Origin of the sequence: cyanobacterium endosymbiont of Epithemia turgida isolate EtSB Lake Yunoko (genome assembly GCF_000829235.1) — a bacterium.
GTDB lineage: Bacteria > Cyanobacteriota > Cyanobacteriia > Cyanobacteriales > Microcystaceae > Rippkaea.
Genome location: NZ_AP012549.1, coordinates 334,601 through 358,775, shown reverse-complemented (window position 1 = coordinate 358,775; position 24,175 = coordinate 334,601). Strand labels below are relative to the sequence as shown.

General features: G+C 32.0%; 17 protein-coding genes and 1 pseudogene. 10 read left to right on the top strand and 8 right to left on the bottom strand.

Annotated elements, in window-relative coordinates; translation table 11 throughout:
• Positions 1-117: 117 nt before the first annotated feature.
• Positions 118-336, top strand: coding sequence for a DUF4327 family protein (locus ETSB_RS01030; protein WP_044105787.1), 219 nt, complete (start codon positions 118-120; stop codon positions 334-336).
• A 44-nt stretch (positions 337-380) separates the two neighbouring features.
• The gene (locus ETSB_RS01025; protein WP_044105785.1) at positions 381-2,297 is read left to right on the top strand and encodes an ABC-F family ATP-binding cassette domain-containing protein; all 1,917 of its coding nucleotides are present in this window, start codon (positions 381-383) and stop codon (positions 2,295-2,297) included.
• A gap of 806 nt (positions 2,298-3,103) precedes the next feature.
• Here ETSB_RS01025 and ETSB_RS09800 read toward each other — a convergent pair.
• The 4 genes from ETSB_RS09800 to ETSB_RS01015 form a co-directional block, all read right to left on the bottom strand.
• Entirely contained in the window at positions 3,104-3,268 is a 165-nt protein-coding gene (locus ETSB_RS09800) for a hypothetical protein (RefSeq protein ID WP_171816369.1), read from the bottom strand.
• Positions 3,269-3,294: 26 nt separating this feature from the next.
• Positions 3,295-3,540 (bottom strand): hypothetical protein, encoded by a 246-nt coding sequence (locus ETSB_RS09070; RefSeq protein ID WP_052470602.1) that lies wholly within the window; start codon positions 3,538-3,540, stop codon positions 3,295-3,297.
• Between the two features lie 198 nt (positions 3,541-3,738).
• On the bottom strand, positions 3,739-3,813 hold the full coding sequence (locus tag ETSB_RS10565; RefSeq protein WP_408643857.1) for a hypothetical protein: 75 nt from the start codon (positions 3,811-3,813) through the stop codon (positions 3,739-3,741).
• Between the two features lie 616 nt (positions 3,814-4,429).
• On the bottom strand, positions 4,430-5,005 hold the full coding sequence (locus ETSB_RS01015; protein ID WP_052470601.1) for a DUF2062 domain-containing protein: 576 nt from the start codon (positions 5,003-5,005) through the stop codon (positions 4,430-4,432).
• Positions 5,006-5,447: 442 nt separating this feature from the next.
• On the opposite strand from ETSB_RS01015, the gene crtR reads away from it, so the two are divergent.
• Positions 5,448-6,323 carry a beta-carotene hydroxylase gene (crtR, locus tag ETSB_RS01010; protein ID WP_044105783.1) on the top strand — a complete coding sequence of 292 codons (876 nt, stop codon included), beginning with the start codon at positions 5,448-5,450 and terminating at the stop codon, positions 6,321-6,323.
• 530 nt (positions 6,324-6,853) lie between these two features.
• Here crtR and ETSB_RS10780 read toward each other — a convergent pair.
• From ETSB_RS10780 to ETSB_RS01000, 3 genes are all read right to left on the bottom strand, one after another.
• Positions 6,854-6,985 carry a carbonic anhydrase family protein gene (locus ETSB_RS10780; protein WP_145972265.1) on the bottom strand — a complete coding sequence of 44 codons (132 nt, stop codon included), beginning with the start codon at positions 6,983-6,985 and terminating at the stop codon, positions 6,854-6,856.
• A 632-nt stretch (positions 6,986-7,617) separates the two neighbouring features.
• Positions 7,618-8,766: an AAA family ATPase gene (locus ETSB_RS01005; RefSeq protein WP_044105781.1), complete on the bottom strand. Its 1,149-nt coding sequence runs from the start codon at positions 8,764-8,766 to the stop codon at positions 7,618-7,620.
• A 146-nt stretch (positions 8,767-8,912) separates the two neighbouring features.
• Entirely contained in the window at positions 8,913-9,230 is a 318-nt protein-coding gene (locus ETSB_RS01000) for a hypothetical protein (protein ID WP_044105779.1), read from the bottom strand.
• A gap of 864 nt (positions 9,231-10,094) precedes the next feature.
• Here ETSB_RS01000 and ETSB_RS00995 point away from each other — a divergent pair.
• The 7 genes and pseudogenes from ETSB_RS00995 (at position 10,095) to ETSB_RS00970 (ending at position 22,111) form a co-directional block, all read left to right on the top strand.
• Positions 10,095-12,503 (top strand): GH116 family glycosyl hydrolase, encoded by a 2,409-nt coding sequence (locus ETSB_RS00995; protein WP_044105777.1) that lies wholly within the window; start codon positions 10,095-10,097, stop codon positions 12,501-12,503.
• A gap of 846 nt (positions 12,504-13,349) precedes the next feature.
• Complete coding sequence (locus ETSB_RS00990; protein WP_044105776.1) at positions 13,350-13,874, top strand: DUF4168 domain-containing protein; 525 nt, start codon at positions 13,350-13,352, stop codon at positions 13,872-13,874.
• 561 nt (positions 13,875-14,435) lie between these two features.
• Positions 14,436-14,819: pseudogene (locus ETSB_RS10775) on the top strand (glycogen/starch/alpha-glucan phosphorylase); the annotation flags it as partial.
• Between the two features lie 3,314 nt (positions 14,820-18,133).
• A complete protein-coding gene (locus ETSB_RS00985; protein WP_044105774.1) occupies positions 18,134-18,622 on the top strand; it encodes a DUF4168 domain-containing protein in 489 nt (162 codons plus the stop codon).
• Positions 18,623-19,692: 1,070 nt separating this feature from the next.
• On the top strand, positions 19,693-19,782 hold the full coding sequence (gene petN / locus ETSB_RS10420; protein WP_044105772.1) for a cytochrome b6-f complex subunit PetN: 90 nt from the start codon (positions 19,693-19,695) through the stop codon (positions 19,780-19,782).
• Positions 19,783-20,147: 365 nt separating this feature from the next.
• Positions 20,148-21,158 (top strand): tryptophan--tRNA ligase, encoded by a 1,011-nt coding sequence (gene trpS, locus ETSB_RS00975; RefSeq protein WP_044105770.1) that lies wholly within the window; start codon positions 20,148-20,150, stop codon positions 21,156-21,158.
• Positions 21,159-21,199: 41 nt separating this feature from the next.
• Positions 21,200-22,111, top strand: coding sequence for a methylenetetrahydrofolate reductase (locus tag ETSB_RS00970; protein WP_044105769.1), 912 nt, complete (start codon positions 21,200-21,202; stop codon positions 22,109-22,111).
• A 743-nt stretch (positions 22,112-22,854) separates the two neighbouring features.
• Here ETSB_RS00970 and tyrS read toward each other — a convergent pair.
• Positions 22,855-24,078 carry a tyrosine--tRNA ligase gene (gene tyrS / locus ETSB_RS00965; RefSeq protein ID WP_044105766.1) on the bottom strand — a complete coding sequence of 408 codons (1,224 nt, stop codon included), beginning with the start codon at positions 24,076-24,078 and terminating at the stop codon, positions 22,855-22,857.
• Positions 24,079-24,175 lie beyond the last annotated feature (97 nt).

The following is a 24,175-nucleotide window of genomic DNA, read 5'->3' as shown; positions in this document are numbered from 1 at the left end:
TCTATTAATCTGTCTGATTATATAAGTCTATACAGCAACGCTAATTTATAACCACACACAAGAAGCATAACCCAGCGAGTATTTGTAAAATTTAGTAAATGCAAGTTAATTGAGTCTATGACGCAGCAAGTGGCCCATCCCATGGTGAAGTTTCAGCGTAAAGTCGCTTCACTCGTAGAGTCCAAAGTGCTTAAACCAAACGATAGTTTATGGAAACTCGCCCTCCTTTATGGCGATCAGTGGGGTTATTGGAAAGGGGAACTTTTAGAGTTTGAATTTACCATGAAAGACCCTGTCAGTGAGGTCCTGAACGTGGAGGCGTGGGATGAAGAATAATCATATAAGTGGGGATATTTTGCTTCTTCCAAAACATTATTTTTATGACCATTTTTACCCTGAAAGCACTTAGAAAAAACTTTGGCATCAAAGAAATCCTTAAGGATATCAGCTTTAGCCTTAATGAAGGAGACAAAGTTGGGTTAATTGGAACAAATGGTTCTGGTAAGTCCACTTTGCTTAAAATCATTGCTCAGCTAGAATCAGCTGATGGGGGAGATATTTGGATTAATGCTGGAGCCAAAATTATCTATTTGCCCCAACAACCTAACCTAGATGAAAATCTCACAGTCTTAGAGCAGGTCTTTACTGACTGTGGAGAACAAATGGAGTTAGTTCAGGAATATGAGCAACTCTCATATCAATTAGCACATCAACCAGAAAAAATAGAAATCTTAATGTCTCAGTTATCAAGTGTCAGCCAACGCATTGATGCACTGAAGGCTTGGGAGATGGAAACCAATGCTAAAATCATTTTAAGTCAACTAGGAATTGAAGATTTTGGGGATAAAATTGCTAATTTATCAGGGGGTTGTCGTAAGCGTATTACTCTAGCATCAGCCTTGTTGTCTAACCCTGATGTTTTACTGATGGATGAACCAACAAATCATCTTGATGCTCTGTCGGTAGAATGGTTGCAGAGTTATTTGGCTCACTATCAAGGAGCTTTATTGCTTATTACCCATGATCGTTATTTTCTCGATAAGGTAACCAATCGTATCTTAGAAATTGATCAGGGATATCTTTATGGTTACTCTGGTAATTATAGCTATTATCTGCAAAAAAAAGTTGAGGCCCAAGTATCCGAATTAAGTAGTCAACGCAAACAAGCAGGAATTTTACAAAGGGAATTGGAATGGCTTAAGCGAGGACCAAAAGCTAGAAGTACTAAACAGAAAGCTAGAATTGACCGTATTAGAGAGATGCAGGAGAAAGAACATAAACAAGCTCAAAATAAAGTAGATATTTCCACAATTAGTCGTCGAATTGGCAAAAAAGTTGTTGAACTAAAAGAGGTTAGTAAGTCTTACGGTGAGCGCACTTTAATTAAAAATTTTACTTATATTTTTGGTCCAGAAGATCGGGTAGGTATTATTGGATCCAATGGGGCGGGAAAGTCTACTCTGATGAATATTATTATGGGTCAAGTTACCCCTGATTCAGGGACAGTAGATATTGGATCAACCGTTCATATTGGTTATTTAGATCAACACTCTGCAGATTTAATTGTTAATGAAAATCAACGGGTGATTGATTATCTCAGAGGTATAGCTGAGCTGGTTGAAACTGCTGATGGGAATGTGATTACTGTTTCTCAAATGTTGGAACGATTTTTATTTCCACCGGATCAACAATATGCACCCATCCATAAACTGTCTGGGGGAGAGAAACGGCGATTATTTTTGCTACGAGTTTTGATGAGTTCGCCTAATGTTTTGATTTTAGACGAACCTACAAATGATCTTGATGTACAAACGTTGGCAGTTTTAGAAGAATATTTAGAGGAATTTAATGGTTGTTTGATTGTAGTGTCTCATGATCGCTATTTTCTTGATCGTACTGTCAGGACTATTTTTTCTTTAGAACTTGGTGGAAATATTCGTCAGTATCCAGGGAATTATTCTGTTTACATAGATTATAAAAAAGCTCAGGAAGAACAAGGTAAAGAAGAAAATAAAAAACAAGAAACTAAAACTAAGAAAAAAATAGTTCTTTTAAAAGAATCAAAGTTTAGTCAATCTCGTAAGCTGTCTTTTAATGAGAAACACGAATATAAAAAACTTGAAGAACAAATTCCAGAATTAGAAGCTAAAAAAGAAACCCTTGAACAAATACTATATAGTAGTACTCCTAGTGATTTTACTAAAATACAAGAGTTAACAAAAGAATTAGCTCAATTGATTGAATCCATTGAGACAGCCACTGGGAGATGGCTAGAATTAGCAGAGCGAGACATCTAAATCTTCGTGTTTTTTTAGACAACAAGCACAAAGATGATATTCAAAGGATTCATAAATTTTAAATTGCTTTTATGATTCTATAGTAATCGTAACACAATATAAGAATATTAGTACTATTTCATAGTTAAAAAATTAATAATCAAAGAGTTAAGTGATCGTCATCAGTTATTCCAGCACCTTATACTTATGATTGACTTTAAAAAAAACATAGTAAATTATAAGTATAAGGTGCAACCAGTTTCCTCAAAAATGCACTAATTACAAGAGAAATTGAGCATAATTTTCAAGGAAAACTCAGACTACATACTAATAGTATTCTCATTATCTAATTTGTGTCAAAAAAACTTACTTATACAGTTACTTCCCCACAGTTCGATACGTTTCACTCATTTATGGCGTAGGGTTTCTTCTTGCACGGAGGCTGAAAAAATATTATACCTAGGGAATTGTAATGTCAGGAAAGGATTTAGGGTTTAGTTTCTTTGGTTGAGGGTTTTTGATCTCAAGTATTTTTCGTTGTATAGTAGCCAACTGTTATTCTAATTGATTCATACGACTATAGAGCCTATTGACATTAACTTGATAACGCTGATCATTACGTTTTTGTAGGATAAAAATTTTTGCTTTGGAGACTGCTTGTTCTTTTTGCAACTTATTTAGATATTGGAAAACAGCCCTTTCTAGTTGTTGAAGCTTTGATGGTTTTCACACACATTAGGTAATGTATCACTTAATCAGAAAAAATTACTAACTTTTAGCACTAATACTCCTCATCCAACAATAATACCAATTGATGTCTGTTTACGCTATTTTAAAGCTTTAGAAACCCGTTCTAATAAATTTAACGCTTCTTCACAATCGAGTTTAATGACAAGACATTGACAAATTCTAAAACAAATATTATTTTCGTCTTCATGGTAATGTTTTTCTTTCCAGCGTTCCATATCGGAACCAGTAAGATTAATTAACACCTCTAAATTAGAATGGTTAAAAGCTACTACTTCTTGAAGTGAAATTCTAATACAGCATCATATGCGCCTGAAGCATATGTATGACCTTGAGGGCAAACATAGTGGTCGTAGGATTGTTTTTGAGCGGCTTCAATTTCATCAGGTTCAATACCAAATTCTGCCACAATTTTTTCCACTTCTCTTATAGTGGAAATGTGCTGACTCAATTGACTTAATTCAGTAACTCGTTGAATGTAGTTTTCAATCAAACTACCGGAAATATTCGGAAACAAAATAGTTTTCAGTTGAAGTTTCTTTCTTCAAGTTTTAGTTTAATTGAGTCACCCTACACTAGGTCAAAAGTTAAGCCTGTTGGACATGGTTATCGATGTCGAATAAATATTTTTTGTACAAATTTAAAATACTCATTTTGCTCTGGATTAATGTATGAAGCTAATGTTGAACCATTGAACGAATAATATCTCCTTTCCTTAAGTTAACAGACCAATGATCTTATCTCCTTGGTTATCAACTACTGGTAAACGGACAATTTTTTTATTGTGCATAATGTGGACAGCTTCACGTCAAGATTGAGAGGATTTAACTGATATAGGTTTACTAGTCATTAATTCTCCTACTGTTTACTCTAATATTTTATGGATCTCTTTTTTATAGCGAGCGGAATCTTGCAAATAAATAACACTGTCTAAAATCATTAGATAAGTAGATACTTTAAGTTCCGATTTTTTCCATATTAAATCGGTCTCAGAGACGACTTCAATGAATTTTTCAAAATCATTAATGACAGGTAGTTCACTAATATATTTTTCGGTTAATAATTTGCTAGCCTCTTTTTACAGTCTTTGTGGAGTCACCGTTATAGTATTTGGTATCATTATAGCTAGAACAGTTTTTGTCATGCTTTTGTCTGGGAGATTATTTCCTAACTGACTGTCAATTCTACTTTATTGTAGGCAATTTATAACTCAATTTTTAGATGGGGTTATCAGATCGTTATTTTGTGTTAGAAACAGTTTACAGAAAAATAGAATTAGCTTTGTTTTATTTTTTTCCTATCAAACTGATAATTTTTAATGTAAATATTAGTGTATCGATCCTTAGTTATTTCAATTGAGGTATGCAATTTCGAGTCGACCTAATCTAGAATTATCCATCTTAAATTTAGTGATTATCATTTCCGATTGGTAAATCTACGTGATTTCTGCCCAAAGAAAATAACTTTAAACTCAAAAAATAACTAACAAAAGAACAGAATATACCAACAATTAAGCATCCCAAAAATAGTGTAAAGATAAAATCAAAACCCGATTCTATTAAGGTTGACCAAGATTGCCAACTTTGTCGAACATCTGTTTGTACAACTGTATTTCGAAAACCCAATAATAAAAACTCGCCTACTTTATAATTAAAAGCAAAAACAGGAACATAAGTTAGAGGATTGCTAATCCAAGTTCCGATAGCTGCAGCCAACTTATTGCCCCGAAAAATAACTGCTAGCAAAACCCCCATAATAGTTTGAAGCCCCAACAAAGGAAAACACCCGGCAAACACTCCACAAGCTAATCCTCTCGCTATGGAATGTGGAGTTCCCCGTAACCGACGGAACCGCAAATATAAGTAACGGCAATACCTTCCCAAGCGACAAGGTAATAAATTCAAGTCTGTAAAGTTCGGAGGACTATCTTCTTCTATCACCATCGACTCAGAGGAGTAACTAGAACAGAAATTTAGAGGCATTGTCAATTAACAATTGAACCACTATTTCTACTATGCTATCAGTCTCTTAAAAAAAATATAACAATCTTACGAGATATGAGAGAAATTTTAAAAATCAATTAAGTTGCTGCTTATTTAAACAACGTTGTAAAATTTTTTTATTGTTTAATTTTCTTGAATTAAGTGTCAATACAAAAAAAATTACCATTGAAACTTACTTAAAACTTAATCTATTCCAGAGATAAAAGTTAAACTGTATAGAATATTTTTTCTATCAATACTGAAACAATCTGAGCTAAACATAATAAAACGGTATTTTTTCAAAGATTATGTTTTATGATCAGTGACTGTTCGTCCCTTATTCTATAAACATGCCATAACACTACAAATCTTTATTAAAATATGGTGGTCTTGCAGACTATCTAAGGATAGATATGACCCTAGCAAAGGAGTAAGCAACATAATGCAGTCGGACCAAACCTCGCTAACAGTTCTCGAAGGGTATCTCAGAACACCAGGTGGGTTCAACCCTAATGTCTTGATGTTTTTTAGTGCACTCTCACTGATTAGTCTTTCAACCTGCGGTTATTGGTTATGGGGATGGTCTAATTGGGTTTGTTTTTTTTCTAATGTTCTCGCTCTTCATTTATCAGGAACAGTTATTCACGACGCTTCCCATAATGCTGCTCATAATAATCGGATTTTTAATGCCATTTTGGGACATGGTAGTGCGCTAATGTTAGGCTTTGCCTTTCCCGTGTTTACACGCGTACATCTACAACATCATGCCCATGTTAATGATCCTGATAATGATCCTGATTATTTTGTCTCAACTGGAGGACCTCTCTGGATGATTGCTGCTCGTTTCTTCTATCACGAAGTTTTTTTCTTTAAACGTCGTTTGTGGCGTAAGCATGAGTTATTGGAATGGTTTATAAGTCGACTATTTCTATTTACGGGAGTTTTTTTGGGTATTCATTTCGGATTTATCGACTACTTAATGCACTTTTGGTTTGTTCCTGCTTTAGTGGTGGGAGTTGCTTTGGGTTTATTTTTTGACTATCTTCCCCATCGTCCTTTCAAAGAACGTGATCGCTGGAAAAATGCAAGGGTTTATCCTAATTCTATTTTAAACCTAATGATTTTTGGACAGAACTATCACTTAGTTCATCACTTATGGCCATCTATTCCTTGGTACAAGTATGAGTCAGCCTATAATGTAACCAAACTTCTTTTAGACGCTAAGGAGTGTGAGCAATCTCTAGATCTGTTGGAAGGAAAAAATTTATGGAGTTTTTTATATGATGTCTTTCTAGGAATTCGTTTCCATCATAAATGAGTTAATGAGTTGTCGTATTTTTATGATAATTCACTAAGTAATTTAAACTACTTGTAGACTGCTAGCGAAGCAGATTACAAGAAGCAAAAGCTTGGAGACGGTCAATAAAAAATTGGAACACTATTATCTAAATCTAGGATCATACTTTCTAGTTTTTTCTATAACTTATAAAGAATGTGGAGGCTGACCACCATGATACAATCTCCCTGAATTGTCCATTGATAGAAAACGTCAGTTCGGCGTTTAATAAGAGGAAGTTAAGAAAAAATAACTGTATCTTGGCTATATTTTTTTCTGATGCCATTCTTACGACGTTTAGCTTAAACCATAATTTAGTCCCACAAATTACCGGTTTCAATCATAATCTGTATGGAGAGTTTGGAGAGTTTGTTTCATCGGTTTTTAAATAGCAATCAGGATAAAACGATAATTAATCGATTAAACTGAACGAACATTTTAGGAAAAAATTTGTTTGAATTGTTGCATTTATTTGAGAGAAACTTTCCCCCGTTCTTGAAATACTATCCTATTTAATAGACAATTTCAGAACAAGGAGGAGTAGTCAGAGAACCAAAATATAGGTAGCTGTCAAAGTTAGTTAATAATAGTTTATCTAAGGTAATATTATGATTATAAATTAATTTTTTGCACTTTTTATGGATGGAATACTATCCAGAATCAACTGAAGAGTTTGATGTTCTTAGCCTTGTTTAAGATAAACTCCTAAAACAGCAAGGAAACCTTGTTGATTTCGATGAACTAGATGTATTTCCATCGGGTAGTTTTTTCCATCGACAGTATCTTCACTAGAATAATAGAAATAAAATCATAAAAGCTCAAATTTTGGGCTATCAACAATAATAAAATTCCCTGCTACACTATTAACCTGCATGGTATGACCATTATTGATAATGCGCAGGGGAATTTCTTTATAAAAAATTTATACATGTCCAAGCTGAGATTTGATAGAAAATTGTAAGTTAATAAGTGACTATTATTTTTCAGTTTTACAAACTCGGTGTTCTTCAGAAATCTCTCCCCATTGTTTAGGATGCCGCTAATCCCATTCACTATAATTTTCTTTGCCAATAGTTGCTAATAATGAAGGAAAATTTACGCTAAAGGTTGTCCGTACTAATTTCACAGGAATTGATTCGAGAAAAGAGCGTATATCTATAATTTTAACTAACTTATCGGAACTATTGGGTCTAATTATGGCGTTAATTACTTAATTAGTTGATTTTTAAAACAGTTTCTAACCAAAGATTGATAATCTTAACATTGGAGTTAATAATTAATGTCGTCTAGACAAAAAAGAAGGTAAGTCAATCTTAACTTTATCATGAGGTTTGTTACAACCAATGTCAAAACTGAAAGTGACAGGAGGCTGCACTGCTAATTTTTGAGGTGTTGGAGTAACCATTTTCTGAGAGTGAATATCATACTTAGCAACAGTTTTGGGATTAAAATCAGCTGATGTAAATTCCGGGTTTTTTTGATTGAGTATGCCCTCCTTGTTAGTCTTCATCTGTTTCATGGACTCAGGTATTTCTGGGGTTAAGAACAACGGATTTTGAAGAGGTTGATTGAAGTGTCCTAAAGACGATAAAGGTTCAGACTTTGTTGGGGGGTTAGAGGTAGCAATTCGCTCAAGCAGAGCTCTCGGTTGGACCTTATCTAAAACTGACTCTGATACTTTTTGTCCTGTGAGTTGTTCTGACCAGATTTTAATGGAATTTATCTGAGGAGTCAAAGTTTTAGCTGAACTGAGAGAGTTTATCGAAGGTTGAACTTGCTTCCTAGCAGACAACTTACTCAAGCATTCATCTAAAGCCGCTTTATACTGTAGGGCATATCGTTGTTGTCGTTGCAACCTAGTTTGTAATTCTTCAACCTGTTTTTGACTATGGTCTAGTTGATCAGCTTTTTCCCGATAACCTTGCTTAAGCAAGGTGCATTGATGTTCTATCTGAGCTAATTTTGATTGAGTTATTACCAATCTTTTTTGACTAGTATTTAACTCCTGTTGTTGCTGCTGTAACTGTTTTTGAATAGCTTGAAATTGTTCTTTTATGTTTTTTATTTTGGCGGGCTTTTGGGCAATAATAAAATTATTTTGATGTGCTTCTTGTTCTTCTCCTTGTAACTGTTGTTGACATTCAGCTAGAGATTGTTCTAGTGTTACGATGTTTTCAAGTAGTTCTCTATTTTGTTTTCGTAGTTTTTGGGAAAGGTTAAACCAATCCTGACTAGTGACTTGGTCCTTCTCAGGAGTAACTAAAATTTCTATGGATGTAGAGGAAGGAGGTTCACTAAACTCAATTGTGGTTGTAGTCTGGCAAATTTTGGGATTAGTAGTATCAGTCTGATTCAGGTGATTAGAAGTATGCTTTAGATTTAAATTACTGTCTAAGGGCATCTGAGGAGGATTAAAATTATTCATAGAAATAGCAATACAAACTGGCTCTTAGTATATAGCATAGATGGTCTAGAGCCAGATTTGGTTTCCTTAATCTACTTGATTAATCCCTGGCTCGTAGAGTTTCCAGAAAATTAATAATTTATCTCAAGTATATTAGGTGTTAAACTTTAAGGACTCGAATGATTATAGTTTTTGTAACTATCGTGATTGTGAGGTTTTAACTTAATTTCTATAGACCCTAATTGTGACCGCTCTAAGTTCAAGAGAGACATAGTTTCGACTCCAAAAGCCACTATTCCCATAGAAACGGCTCCTGTAGCAACAGTTCCCATGGCCACTGCCCCAAACGAAATTACTCCCATGGGAACAATGCCAATAGCGATAATACCCATGGGAGCAATACCAATGGAGATATAGCCTGTCGGGGTAATACCAATGGAGACAAGGGCAGTTTTTTGTTGATTACAAAAGCCTGTGGGTTGAATAGAAACAAACTTTTTTTTTCGACTGTTGAATCCATGGGTAGCGTAAGGTAATTAGATATATTAGCAAGATTAATCTTACAAATAATCCTTAATATTCGTCAAAAGACGATATGTCAAACTTCAATAGATAATTAGGTAATATAGATAGAATTTTATACCTTATTAAGTTAATTATATTTATACATTTTTTCGCCGCTATCAGTAATTTAGTTATTAATATAAATCTTTGTCCAACTTATTTAGTTAACTAAATATTAGTATGTATCTTTCAAGGAAAAAGATACATAAATAAAAAGTAAATAAAATATTTATTTTTTATTTAAAAACTAGTTTTTGAGTTAATTATTCACTAAATATAATGTTATATTTAGTGAATAATTATTATAATAAGTATTTACAGAATTTTAAATAATTAAAAAATTTATTTTAATACAAATTAAACCGTTAAAAATATAAAAATAATTTGATATAAAATATCATCTGTTTATGTATCATACTTAGTCTAAAAGCATAAAAATAATTACGTTTTTATTGTGCAATAAGTAATACTATATTTTTGTAGAGTATTATATAAAATAAGTTGAGCTTAATCACTTTGCATGATGAATAAAAATTTAATAATTTATACGTTACAATGAATATTGTAATCTATTTTTTATTACAAATAGCTAATTGAGACGGTTCTAGAAAGAACAAGGGTTAGAGCTTCGGATAAAAAGCTATAACCTTTGTTATACATTTTTCCTGTTAACTAACAAGCATGTTTTGATTTTTTTTTCTAGTTAGTCTTTGAGTATAGATGTTGAAATTCATAGCCGATTAATAGCATTAATCGGATAATTGTAATAGGTTAGAATAGACTTTATGGAAACACCACTTTCTTTTCCCAAGATTCCTACTTGCACTTGGAAACGTCCTATCGGTAAAGGATGGGATAAGCCTTACACAGTACGAATAGCTAGTAACTTAGACGATGGACCAAACCATGGAATGCCTCTCGGCGGGTTTGGAGCTGGTTGCATTGGCCGTTCTCCCAGTGGTGACTTCAACCTCTGGCATTTTGATGGGGGTGAACATACATTCGGTAGTATTCCAGCCTGTCAGTTTAGCGTTTTCGAACAGTCCGAAGGAAAACCCTCTCAAACTTATGCTCTGTGTACCCAAGCTCCTAAAGATGGAACTTTATCAACTTGGAATTGGTATCCTACGGAGAAAGGGACTTATCATGCCCTTTATCCTCGCAGTTGGTACGAATATCAAGGTGTATTCCAAAGTAAGCTAACCTGTGAGCAGTTTTCCCCAATTATTCCAGATAACTATCAGGAAACTAGCTATCCTTTAGCTATCTTTGAATGGACTGCCCACAATCCTACAGATAAACCCATTACTCTCAGTATTATGGTAACGTGGCAAAATATTGTGGGATGGTTTACCAATACTATCAAATCTTCTGAAATTACCATTAGAGACGATGGTAGCCCTGAATATAGATATCAACCTCGGTGGGAACAGAGTGCTGGAAATTTTAATCAATGGGTGCGAGATAACTTCAGTGTTGGGTTTATCTGCAACCATATTAAACTCCAGACTCAAGTGCAAGAAGGGGAAGGACAAATTTGCATTGCTAGTGTGACTAATCCCAGTGTCGAAGTTTTTTATATGGGAAGATGGAACCCCAAGGGAGATGGTTCAGAAGTTTGGGACAATTTCACTATCAATGGATCGTTACCAAATACCGAAGACGAAACCCCAGCCGAACCTGGAGAACAAATTGCCGTAGCCATGACCATTCGGTTTACTATTTGTCCTGGAAAAACTAAAAAAATTCCCTTTATTTTAGCCTGGGATTTTCCTGTTACAGAATTTGCTCCAGGAGTAGAATATTATCGTCGTTACACTGACTTTTTTGATCACAATGGCAAGAACGGTTGGGCAATAGTTAGAACAGCTTTAAAAAATTTTAATGTTTGGCATACAAAGATAGAAGAATGGCAGTCTCCTATTATTAAAAGAGACGACTTGCCTGACTGGTTTAAAATGGCTTTATTGAATGAATTATATTTACTCACTGATGGAGGAACTTTATGGACAGCTGCTTCAGAGGATTATCCTGTAGGGCAATTTGGTATTCTTGAATGTCTAGACTATCGTTGGTATGAAAGTCTAGATGTTCGACTATATGGTTCTTTTGGGTTAATGATGCTTTGGCCAAGGATAGAAAAATCAGTTTTAGAAGCATTTGCTAGAGCAATTTTAACTTATGATGACACCCCTAGAATTATTGGGTATAACCAGACAAAAGCAATTAGAAAAGCTAAAGGGGCTACCCCTCATGACCTAGGCGCTCCTAATGAACATCCCTGGGAAAAAACCAATTATACTAGCTATCAAGATTGTAATTTGTGGAAAGATTTAGGCAGTGATTTTGTTCTCCAAGTGTATCGAGATTATTTATTGACACCAGGCAAAGATAAAGAGTTTTTAAGGAAATGTTGGCCTGCGATTGTAGAAACCTTAGCCTATTTAAAAACTTTTGATTTAGATGATGATGGTATACCCGAAAATTCCGGTGCACCTGATCAAACTTTTGATGATTGGCAATTACAAGGAATAAGTGCATATTGTGGTGGGTTGTGGATAGCAGCCCTGGAGTCTGCTATTAAAATAGGCAAGATTATATTAGAAAATACTCCAATCAATTTAGAATCAGAACTTAAACTAGTTAGTGATCATATAAAAAATTATAATTATTGGTTACAACAATCTCGGTCAATTTATCATAAAACTTTGTGGAATGGAGAATACTATAAACTCGATAGTGAAAGTGGTTCTAGTGTGGTAATGACAGATCAATTGTGTGGTCAATTCTATGCTCGTTTATTGGAATTGCCTAACGTAGTTGAAAATCAATATATCCAGTCAACCTTAAATAAGATTTATGATGCTTGTTTTTTGAAGTTTAAAGAAGGAAAATATGGGGCAGCAAATGGCATGAAACCCGATGGAATTCCCGAAGATCCTAACTCAACTCATCCCCAGGAAGTTTGGACAGGAATTAACTTTGGTTTGGCGGCATTTTTAGTACAAATGGGACGCAGAGATGAGGCATTGAAGTTAACTGAAGTAGTAGTTAAACAAGTATATGAAAATGGTTTACAATTTCGTACTCCTGAAGCGATAACAGCTGATGGAACTGTTCGTGCATGTCATTATCTACGGGCAATGGCTATTTGGGCAATTTATGAAGTCTTAACTAATTTTAGTTCTCTATAGTGCTTGTCTAAGATGAGCAATACTACTTTATTATCTAAAGTTTAGTAGAATAGTCAAACTCCATTGATTATGTAAAACTATTGAGTTTTATAAAAAGTATATTTATTACTGTCAAGCAAAGTATTGAAATACTAACTCTAAAAAGTAAAGTTGTATTCTTATCATTAGATTATTATTAGAGCTTAAAATACTATAAAAATTTTATAGATATCCGCCAATAGAGTATTTTTTCAGTCTAACACTAAAAAAGTATTCTTATATTATCTTTAGTTAAGTCATAAAAAACAAATCTGTACTCTTTGATATTCAGTCAAAAGTTCATTATATAAATTAGGAAAACCCTGAGATTATTTCGATAAAATCACTCTTATTTTTTTTGCATTAACAAATATTTAAACTGATGATTAATTCTGTCTAGAAGATTAATTAACGGCTAAACTATAGCTCCATATAATAGATATCTTACAGATATTAATTAAGTTCTGTTATTCTAACATTGGTTAATTTTAACATTTAAAATATTCATCAAATGTATGGCATTAGCTTTAAATCACAAATCTCGTATGGCACTACGGTAATTTAGAAAATAAATATTAAACTAAATAATGATAAATAATTTATTTAATTTGTAACAGAATTGGTAGTTTACGTAAGAGAGAATTTATTCAAATTTATCAAAATAAGAAAAAATAAAAATATTTTTGAATTTCCTACATATTTTCTCTTTTTTGAACGAAGAGTTGTTAAAATTAACAGTACTCTTTGCATTACCAATGAATAGAGGACAAAAGAACTATCTGAGATTGACAAATAGTCACAAATTTATACTTCTAAGGAAATCATACAATGTTTCAAAAACTGCTTTTGGGAAAGTTTATCGGAGTGTTACCTTTATTATTGGGAGTAAGAGAACTTCCAACGTGGAGTCAAACCGATGACTATGTATTAAGAAGTGCATTTAAACAGATAACTCAGGGATATACTATAGTTCAGACTTCTAAAAATCTTACTGTAAAAGACTTAGAGAAATTTGCTTTAACTATCAAAAAACAACGGAGTTTAGCCCAAGAAACCACACAAAAAATACTTAAAATCCTTGAAAGTGAAGGATTAAGCAGACAACGTTTTCGAGAAATTGCTCAAAGGAAGCGTGACACAGAAGTGCCTATAGAAAACTTTTCAGATGAAGATCTTAAAAAATTCGAGAATGTTTTTCCCGAAGTAAAAAAAATTGCTCAAGAAAATCTACTCGGACAACGGGAATTGGTCAAATCTCAAGGATTTACTATCCGGGAGTTTAATGAGATTGCCACTAAAGTTCAAAACAATCCTTCCTTACAGCGAGAAGTTCTTAAGTTTATTAAAAATTAAGCATAGTTTAAGTTTGCCAACATTTCATTGGCATACTATACCATTATCGTTTTTGATGTGACTGGGAAGTATGTCAGGATATTTATCAATAACGCAAATTGTAAATTATTAATGTAGAAGAAATTATTCAACAACTTAACCTAAATTTCTCTCTTTTTAACTTCAATAAGGATTTGAATATTTCTTTAATACCATTCTAGGGATGACTTATTTAAAACCAAGAATCATCTATCTTCTAAGTGAGGAAGGTAACAAAAGACTAATGAATACATCTTCATCAAGATAATTAGCTATAGAAGATGATCACTCTCGATTAGAGAGAGACACTTTTTGATGAGCGATCTTCGATGATCTTTTCCACATTTAGGTAAAGTTTTTGACTATTGCGATAACAAATGATTGTTATATTGTATTAGCTCATATTTTATGTTCGTAATTGCTTTTTTAAAATTTAGTTAAATACGGCATCAATTAATTTTAAAAAAATTATTATATATATGCTAAGCAATAGAATGATAAAAAAATAGTCTTTAAAAACTAATTAATTATGATAAATAAACCGGGCTAGAAAATGAGAAATCAAGGAGATTAGCTCCTTGTTAAATGGACTCTTTATCGAGTTTAGAAACTCTAGCTATTGGCTATGGAATTCGCTACAAAATTGGGATATTTAGCCAATAAGCTCACAGATGAATGTAGAGCCTACCGAGTACACTAGATTCTTGACTATGTAGTTAAAGAAATTCCTAAGGATACCCCCTTTTAGAATACAAAGTTAACACCTCCAACCCCCTACGTTTATGAAAATTAGAAGCCTGTGAATTCTTTGATTTTCAATGCCTTAACTTTGGAGACTACTACTAGACAGTCAATAGTAAAGTTAACTCGGAAAATATCAGCAAAGTTTATTATCCTAACGATGAACTGATTCAAGAGAAAAAATTATAGCTACAACAATATTCTTTTCTCTTGTTCTCTATATTTGATAAAAAACTCCAACTGAAATAATTTTCATACACAATAGGCAGTTCAACTTGAAATGTGATACAAATGAGTAAATTTTATAATGATTGCTCTGTTCAAGAATATTGTAAGCCTGTTTGGTATCCCAAACAGGCTACTATCGAATTATGATTTAGCTCTCAAAATAGTGCTAGCTCTAAAGTTTAAAGTCTAAGTTAGGGTAGCTAATCATTTTATTGTAAGTCGTTTAAAACAACAAAAAAACTAGAAGTAGTATAATCACACTATTTAACCCACCGTCTATAGAAAAGAAATAATTGCAACAGGTACTAATTTTAACGCAAATTTTTGCTGTTGTTCGCTACTATATCTAAAATTCCTTCTTCCAAAAGAAGGTTAATGTTTAATAGTCAATGCATAATGCTATTTGATATTGCTTAGATTAAATTTCATCAGCCTAAACCAAATCTTAAGGATAACAATAAACAGCTTAAAGAATAATTGCTATAACAAAGCTGGTACGCAACAATAAACGCAATGATATGACATAATTTTATACCTTACAGTTGGATAACTTGAGTTAACAATTAGAAAGTTTTGGAAAAAGTGATGAATGTAACTCAAAAGTTTATCAACTTAAGTTCTATAACGTTTAAAATAATTATCTTATTGGCAATTAGAGAGAAAATATAATCAAGGTAAATGGAAGAAAATAATTTGTAGTGTTCACAAATAAATCAGAGATATTCTCGAAAATAGTCTTAGTCTCAACCTTTATCTAAAAAAAAATAGATATTAGACAGATGTTATAAAAATGTCAAAAAACTTTCAATAAAATCGTCTATTTTTTTCCGAAGTAGACTTCCAATATCTAATTTCGCTATCTATAAATAGTTAATCATCATTATATGAAATTATCTCATTTAGGTTTATACTCTAAATTGGAATAAATTCTACTTCACGTAATACTAGATGATCCAATATTTTCGAGTTTTGCAATTTACTTCTTAAAGTCATTTATTTTTTAACAATTTTAAAAAAATTGTTAACTACTATTACTTCTGCTAATAATTGATGAATTTATACTTTTTTCAGTAACTCGTATTTATATTGGCATAAAATCGTAAAATAATGCAAAATATCATACTAAATCAAGTTTTAATTTTCTATTTACTTAAGCCTATTTTTAAAGAACTAAATCGTCTTAATCGAAAAAATATGAGCAATTAAAATATCGTATATAATTATGATTTTTAGTTAATAAATTAAATTATTTATATTTTTAAAATTTCTATTCTTTTTCATAAATTAATTTAGTTGTTAATAACTAATGTTAAACATTATCTAATAAGAACTATACCCATAAATATAAACTAAGGCTATGATTAAGTTTGAAGATATTTACCCAGAAATTTTCTGTATTTATGTAAAACAAAAATATGACGTAACTCTATGTTCTTTAAGTGTCTTTACTTAATTAAACTTTTAGACTTCGATAATAAACACAACAAGGTATAAACAAAATTATTTTTAACAAAATAGCCAACTATCTCCCTGAGATATACATAAATAGTGGCAGTAATTGCACTATTTATGTATATCTCATTTGTCAATCCTTAACAAACCTCTTAGAGTAACTCAAGTTTAAAAAAATTACACATTCCGACAGATAGGGTTTTACCATTCAATGATGGGTTACAGTGCTGGGTCAAGTTAGAAGTTGTGTTGTGACAAAACACCAGTTTATATTGTTAATCTATTATAGTCGTCTCTCTAAAAAAGACTAGGCAAATCAACAAGTTAACTATTTCAATAAAATTAGAATAAATTTACATAGTATAAAATGAGCTCTAAAGATTGTTAGGTTTCCTCATGAGTATAAAAAATTAAGTATTTTTTTTACTAAAGTACACAAAGAAAATACTAAAATTACAATTTATTATGCTGTCGAAAAACATCAATCTAAACAAATATAGAAACTAATTTTATAAGCTGTAGTAGTTGTAAAAAAATATATTTATTGCTAATATAGTTAATATTTGATTAACTCAATCACTAATGTTTAAAAATATAATCTCTAGAGAGAATAAACTAATTCTAAAAACCTGAATAAATCAGACAAAAAAGTTAATAAATATTTTTATCATTTAATAAGTAAATTTTAATTGTATAAATTTTATCTGGTTTATCAAATTGTTATTAACAATAGTAACTTTAGGTTTTTTTTGATATCCAGGGAGAAATAACTATTATTTATTTTATTGAAAGCTAATTAGGGTATTTAATTGTGATTTACCTATCACAAAAATAATTTTATTAAAACCTATTTTATTGTCGAAAAATAAGAAATTTAATGTTAAAATTTTACTTGTAGTAGATATAAAATAATCTAAATAAAAACGATGTTTATAAAGTGAAAAATATTTAAATTATAAATCTACATAATTTGAAAAATATCTCAGTAATAGATAATTTAAAATAGTGCTCTTTTTGTAGTAATAAATTTTAATTTAAGTATAAAAGTTTTTAAAAATCATATTTTTAAAACCAAATAAAAAAATATCAAGAATATAAATTTAATACAAAAAAGAGGAAAAAAACTTTTCTTAATTAATAGACTACTTGGAAAATTGCCTCATAAATAAACATAAAACCCTACAAATATAAAAATATATATAAGACTAAAAGTAGCCTGTTGGATAGAAAAAAAATTATGTTCAAATAATTTTAGGCTAAAGAGAATGGGATTACTTTTAAAAACTCAAATGACTTTATTATCTGAGTCAGAGACTAAAACATAGAGAGAGAGCCTATAAAATCAGAAATATATTTAAAATTTACCTTAGAAGTTTAAAAAACAGGAAAATATAGGCAAAAGTCGTTGTTGGCTTTGTTGTTTATTTGTTGAACTTAGTATTTTCTCTCCCGTCCTTGTTCCTGCAGATAGAAAGTTAGGACAGACCTGGAATATGTTTGGAGGAAACATAACTGAGATCTTTATCAATTGTCTTTAACTAAGAGTGTCATTCAAATAGTCTAGAGGACGAACTAGAAACAGATAAAGAAATTTTAGCGATTCAGTTTCATCAAGACCTAAAATCTAGAAATCAACCGTACTATCAGAGATCACAACCTCGAAAAAGTTAAACACCTAATCATTAGGGTTCAAGAATACACCCGACAATACAATTAATCACAAGTTAGTGACTTGCAATTTTGAGGATGACTGTGTTAACGTTTGAGTAAAATTGAGATTTTTACATATTTATCAACAATTAACAAAGTAAATTTATCTAATGCTAAAACCAATTCTAGTCAGAGGAATTATAGGATTTTTTTCCTTATTTATGTCTTTACCTGTCTATGGTCAAATTGAAGCTAAAACTACCCGGTTTTTTGAAGCCGAGAATTCAGAAATTAGCCCCTTAGAACTGAGACAATTTGCTCAAATCCTACAGCAATTTCAAGGAATTGACTATAGAACCCAACAAAAAATGGCAATAACAATAAAAAAAGGAGGACTAAGTTACGAACGATTTATGGAAATCGGAGAAAGTCATAGTAATTACAATTATACAACTGGACTTCAGGCTTCATCAGAGGAACTAGAAAAATTCCAGAAAACCATAAGTGAAGTAGAAGAGATTATCGCCAATACGGAACAAAAAAAAGAGCGTTTAATCCAGTCTCAGGGATTAGAAATCAAGCGTTTTCGGCAGATTGAGACCATCATATCCCAAGATCGTCAATTACAAAAAAAAGTACAACAGATGGTGGGTAATTAAATCTTGCTGAGTTATGAACAATATTTTTTGTATATTTAGGACAAATTGATGAGTGAGTGTATTTTATTTATATACGACTAAAAACTAAAAAATTGGTTGCTTCTATAACTGTTAAATAACTAAGCTTAAAATAGAAAGGCAGTCAAAAAAGAACAATTTCTAGATGTTAGGTTGCTAAAAATTAAGCTAGTCTAATTAGAAGAGAAAAAACTGTCAGATTTTAATTACAACCCCAAATTTTCTCCAGGACAAGAAAAAAATCAGGAATATAATATTAAAATTCAAGAAAATATAAATTTATATTCATTTAAAACTGGATTAAACTATCAAAAAATATAATAAAAAAATGATTATCTATTAATATATTGAGGACTGTAGTCTTTCTTTATCTTCTGAAGAAATAGAAGCAGTTGATCTTTATGGGAGTAAAACTGTTATAAACTCGTTATTCTTTATAAATGCGGTTAGGTTAATTTCTTAAAAATTCTCAACTATTTTATTCTCTAGTCATAGAGATTATGAAAGATTTATAGTTTTAGAGCAAATCAATACTAAAAATTCAGCAAAAAGTATGATTAACAAATGATATAAAGCTAAATTCAGGTAAAAACGAGTAATTGTCAAACCTAAAAATACCATTGACGACTAAAAAACTTCATTATACTGAGTCATCAGTTAAATTGGTAGACATTTTGACGAGAACAAATCCAGAAACTAACCCAAAAGCCATACTGCTCAATCTCTGAGATAAAAATTGTTATAGGGATGAATTATATAATGTATAAGTAGCAACAAACAAAAATCAACTCAACAAAGTGACCTCCAATTTTAACCCCAGTGTTAACAATTTTAAGAGGTCTGATTTGCTCAGAAAGTAATTAATTATCTTGGCTGTTAGGTAATTTTCCTAAAAGTAATAAATTTTCAATTCTCTGCTTAGAGCGATTTAGGACATTCTAAGTTCGAAATTTGTTGTCCCGTCCCATAGTCCTTCATGACTCTACCTAAATATAAAGTATCATAGAATCTGTAATTTTGAATAAGTGCATCAGTCACATACGTAAACAACTATGGATATTTTAGCTCTCGGTTGGGTTGGCATTTTAGCTTTATTTACCTGGTCTTTAGCAATGGTTGTATGGGGCCGTAATGGTTTCTAAACAGTGGAGATAACGTCTACCTGAATATACTTTTGGTCGCCTTAGGGTTGCTTATCATCCTGGTTAGTGGCGATCACATCACCTAACCAGAATAAAGTGGTATGATCGATGGTCGCCGCTCGCTGTCAAAACCGAGCTCAAAAAACAGGGTGATAAAGCACTAAATTAGGGGAACAAATTTTCGTTTCCATAAATCTTTTAACAACAAAGAAATCTTCTTTGGTCCTTGTGTATTATGCCTTTGAGAATTAAGTACTTTTTTTGTCAAAGACATATTTTTAAACTAAAAATATAGGCATGCCTTCGAGTTATCGATAATTACTATGATGAAGGATGAGCCATAACCGTTAACAGTATAATCAAGAATGGGTAAACAACGAGTACTATCAGGGGTTCAACCCACAGGTAATCTACATCTAGGCAACTATTTAGGAGCAATTAGCAATTGGGTTCAGATTCAGCAAAATTACGATAATTTCTTCTGTATAGTGGACTTACACGCCATTACAGTTCCCCACAATCCTCAAACTTTAGCCCAAAATACCTATACAATTGCCGCTCTTTACTTAGCCTGTGGTATCGATTTGGAACATGCTACTATTTTTGTCCAGTCCCATGTAACAGCTCATAGCGAATTAGCTTGGCTACTAAATTGTATTACTCCTCTTAATTGGTTAGAACGAATGATACAGTTCAAGGAAAAAGCGCTTAAACAGGGGGAAAACGTTAGTGTTGGCTTACTTGACTATCCCGTATTGATGGCTGCCGACATTCTTCTGTACGATGCTGATTTCGTTCCCGTAGGAGAAGATCAAAAACAGCATTTAGAATTAACCCGTGATATTGCCATTCGTTTAAATGATCAATTTGCAACTCCTGAAAACCCTGTGGTGAAGATTCCCCAACCTTTGATAAGAGCTGAAGGTGCGAGGATTATGAGTTTAACAGATGGTAAGCGTAAAATGTCCAAATCTGATATCTCGGATATGAGTCGAATAAATTTATTAGACTCTCCTGAATTAATTAATAAAAAGATTAAACGTTGTAAAACTGACCCTATTCGAGGTTTAGAATTTGATAATCTAGAACGTCCTGAATGTAATAACTTATTAAAATTGTATGGTTTATTATCAGGGAAAACGAAAGAACAAGTAATCTTTGAATGTCAAGGGATGGAGTGGGGAAAATTCAAACCTCTACTGAGTGAAACAACAGTAGAAGCTCTTAAATCTATTCAAGTAAAATATCAAGAAATAATGGATAATAAAGATTATTTAGAATCAGTTTTAAAAAGTGGAAAAGAAAAAGCTGAAGCTGTTGCTAACCAAACTTTAGAGCGAGTTAAAGTAGTTTTGGGATATTTAGCCTCTTTTTAAAGACTACCGAAAACCCCTTAATTCTATCCGTCATTATTCTCATGATCAATCGTTTTCGACAAGCTGTTCAAAATAAAGAATTTCTAATTACTGCAGAAGTAACTCCTCCTAAAGGAAGCAATCCTGCCCGTATGGTGGAGATGGCTCAAAAACTTAAAGGGAGAGTTCATGGGGTTAATGTAACTGATGGGAGTAGAGCTGTCTTGCGAATGTCTTCCATAGCAGCTTCAGCCTTGTTGTTACAATATGGGATAGAACCTATTTGTCAGATAGCTTGCCGTGATCGTAATGTAATTGGACTACAAGCTGACTTAATGGGGGCTTATGCTCTAGGATTACGTAATGTTCTGGCATTAACTGGTGATCCAGTTAATGCTGGTGATCACAAAAAAGCAAAAGCGGTATTTGAGCTAGAATCTGTTCGGCTACTCAAAATGATTAATAATCTTAATCGTGGAGTGGATTTTAATTATCAATCTCTTCCCGATGATTCTCTAGATTTATTTGCTGGGGCAGCAGTCGATCCTCAATGTCCTAGTTGGTCTGGGTTACAACGAAGGTTCGAACATAAATTAGCAGCAGGGGCACAATTTTTTCAGAGTCAATTGATTACAGACTTTGAGCAATTAGATAAGTTTATGCACAAAATTGCTGCAGGAACAGGTAAACCAATTTTAGCGGGAATTTTTCTTTTAAAATCAGCTAAAAATGCTAACTTTATTAACCGTAATGTTCCTGGAGTTAAAATTCCCGAAACAATTATCCAAAGATTAGCTAATGCGAATGATGTTTTGCAAGAAGGAGTTAAAATTGCTGCTGAACAAGTTCAATTAGCCAAAGAGTTATGTCAAGGAGTTCATGTTATGGCTGTTAAACGCGAAGATTTGATTCCTAAGATTTTAAATTTAGCAGGAGTTTCTCCTATTTCTTTGGAACAAGCTATTATTAATTAACTTAATGGAAATTTAGGAATAAAAAATGAATATATATAATTTACCCGAAAATTTATGCTTATTTTTCTAAATTTTTATATATCTCTAAAAATTAATGTGAACTCTCATATTGGTAAGCTACCAAGTTGTTAATCTTGAAGCATAAGGTATGTCTTAAGGATATTATTGTGAATAAATATAAAACTTAATTTTGTATTGGTCAATGTAGATTGATTTATACAATTGGAATAAGGAAAATACTTTAATTTATTCTTGATCTTAATTAACATATTTTTGGCATTATTTTTTTAATTTCTGATGAAATACTTCCTGGACTATAGCATTTTTACCGAGTAACTTCACTCGAAGTACTAAACCCAAAATATTAAAGTAAAAAATGCTGTAGCCCGAGAGTAAAAACTAATAAACCTCTATATTGAGAGTAACTTCATCTATATAGTTAGGTTAACTTTTTATTCATTAACTATTAAAGGCTCTCGTCTATGATTAGAGTAGAGTATCAATAGATAGAAAAATATATGAAATATCTTAAATATTTAAAATAAGCTGTTTTCTTGTCTAACTATTCCCTAATTGATTTAATTTATGGATTATATTATTAGGAGTAAAAATACTTAATTATCTCTAAATTTATCTGTAGAAATTTATTTATATTAAAAAGCATAAAAATAGATAGAAGACAAGATAGTTTGAGAATAAAGAAACATAAAGGAGCTATGAATATCTGATTTTATATCAATCGTTCAAACTAACCTAATAAATTTTGTTTTCCCTACTTGCAATACTTTTCCTCGGAGTTCTTCGACAGTTTCAAAACTTAAGTTAACGTCAGTAACGCGATCACCGTCTAAACGAACTGCACCCCCTTGAAGTTGTCGTCTTCCTTCTCCACTACTGCTACATAATCCACTGGCATTCAAAACATAAAATAGTTTGGCGGGAAATTCGACTCCAGAGAGGTTATATTCAGCTACTATATCTTTCGAGGTTTTATTCCTTTTTTTCACTAACTCTTCCGCGGTTTTTTTGGCAATTAAAGCAGCTTCTCTTCCATGGAATTGAGAGACAATTTCAATCCCTAACTGTTTTTGACAGTCTCTTGGATTTTCAGGTAAATCATCTAATGATAATTGAGTTAATAATTCAAAATAATTTCTGATCAAAGTATCTGGAGTTTTTTCTAATTTTGAATACATCAACAGCGCATTTTCTTTTAAGCCAACATAATTATTAAGAGATTTAGACATTTTCTTATGGCCATCTGTTCCAATTAAGATAGGTAATAATAAACCAAATTGAGGAGGTTTTCCAAAGTGTCTTTGTAAGTCTCTTCCTACAGCAATATTAAATTTTTGATCTGTCCCCCCCAATTCTATATCTGCGTCAATCATCACTGAATCATAACCCTGCATTAAAGGGTACAAAAATTCATGCAGAAAAATGGGATTTTCTTGCTTAAATCTTTGTGCAAATCCTTCTTTAGCTAACATTTGTCCTACAGTCATTGTAGCTAATAATTCTTGAACTTTAGCTAAATTTAATTCTTTTAACCATTCAGAATTGTAGCGAATCTCTAATCTTCCTGGGGTTTCAAAATCAAGAATAGGAGACAATTGTTCTAAATAGTTTTTAGCGTTTTCCTGAACCTGTTCGGGCGTTAATTGTTTCCTAACTTCCGATCTTCCTGTCGGATCACCAATTTGTGCCGTGAAATCTCCTATGATTACTACAGCAGTATGTCCTGCATCCTGAAACGCTCTTAACTTTCGAAAAGGGATACTATGGCCTAGGTGAATGTTCGAATCTGTGGGGTCGATTCCTAACTTGACTCTAAGAGGATGATCGCATTTTTTCAGGTATTGTTCAAAGTTTTCTTCAAGGTTATCTGAATGGGGTTGATGGGGGAAGATTTCATGAGTTCCTCTATACAACCAAACTAAGTTTTCAGAAGGGATAACAGGAGACATCTGCAATTTAAAATTACTAAAATTTCATTTCACATGATAACTGACTATTAACTCACTAGGATTAAAATCTACCACTATAATTAACATTTTCAAGTCA

Coding starts and splice junctions, on each gene's coding strand:
- ETSB_RS01030 (WP_044105787.1), top strand. CDS start 118: ATGACGCAGCAAGTGGCCCATCCCATGGTGAAGTTTCAGCGTAAAGTC.
- ETSB_RS01025 (WP_044105785.1), top strand. CDS start 381: ATGACCATTTTTACCCTGAAAGCACTTAGAAAAAACTTTGGCATCAAA.
- ETSB_RS01015 (WP_052470601.1), bottom strand. CDS start 5,005: ATGCCTCTAAATTTCTGTTCTAGTTACTCCTCTGAGTCGATGGTGATA.
- crtR (WP_044105783.1), top strand. CDS start 5,448: ATGCAGTCGGACCAAACCTCGCTAACAGTTCTCGAAGGGTATCTCAGA.
- ETSB_RS01005 (WP_044105781.1), bottom strand. CDS start 8,766: ATGAATAATTTTAATCCTCCTCAGATGCCCTTAGACAGTAATTTAAAT.
- ETSB_RS00995 (WP_044105777.1), top strand. CDS start 10,095: ATGGAAACACCACTTTCTTTTCCCAAGATTCCTACTTGCACTTGGAAA.
- ETSB_RS00990 (WP_044105776.1), top strand. CDS start 13,350: ATGTTTCAAAAACTGCTTTTGGGAAAGTTTATCGGAGTGTTACCTTTA.
- ETSB_RS00985 (WP_044105774.1), top strand. CDS start 18,134: ATGCTAAAACCAATTCTAGTCAGAGGAATTATAGGATTTTTTTCCTTA.
- petN (WP_044105772.1), top strand. CDS start 19,693: ATGGATATTTTAGCTCTCGGTTGGGTTGGCATTTTAGCTTTATTTACC.
- trpS (WP_044105770.1), top strand. CDS start 20,148: ATGGGTAAACAACGAGTACTATCAGGGGTTCAACCCACAGGTAATCTA.
- ETSB_RS00970 (WP_044105769.1), top strand. CDS start 21,200: ATGATCAATCGTTTTCGACAAGCTGTTCAAAATAAAGAATTTCTAATT.
- tyrS (WP_044105766.1), bottom strand. CDS start 24,078: ATGTCTCCTGTTATCCCTTCTGAAAACTTAGTTTGGTTGTATAGAGGA.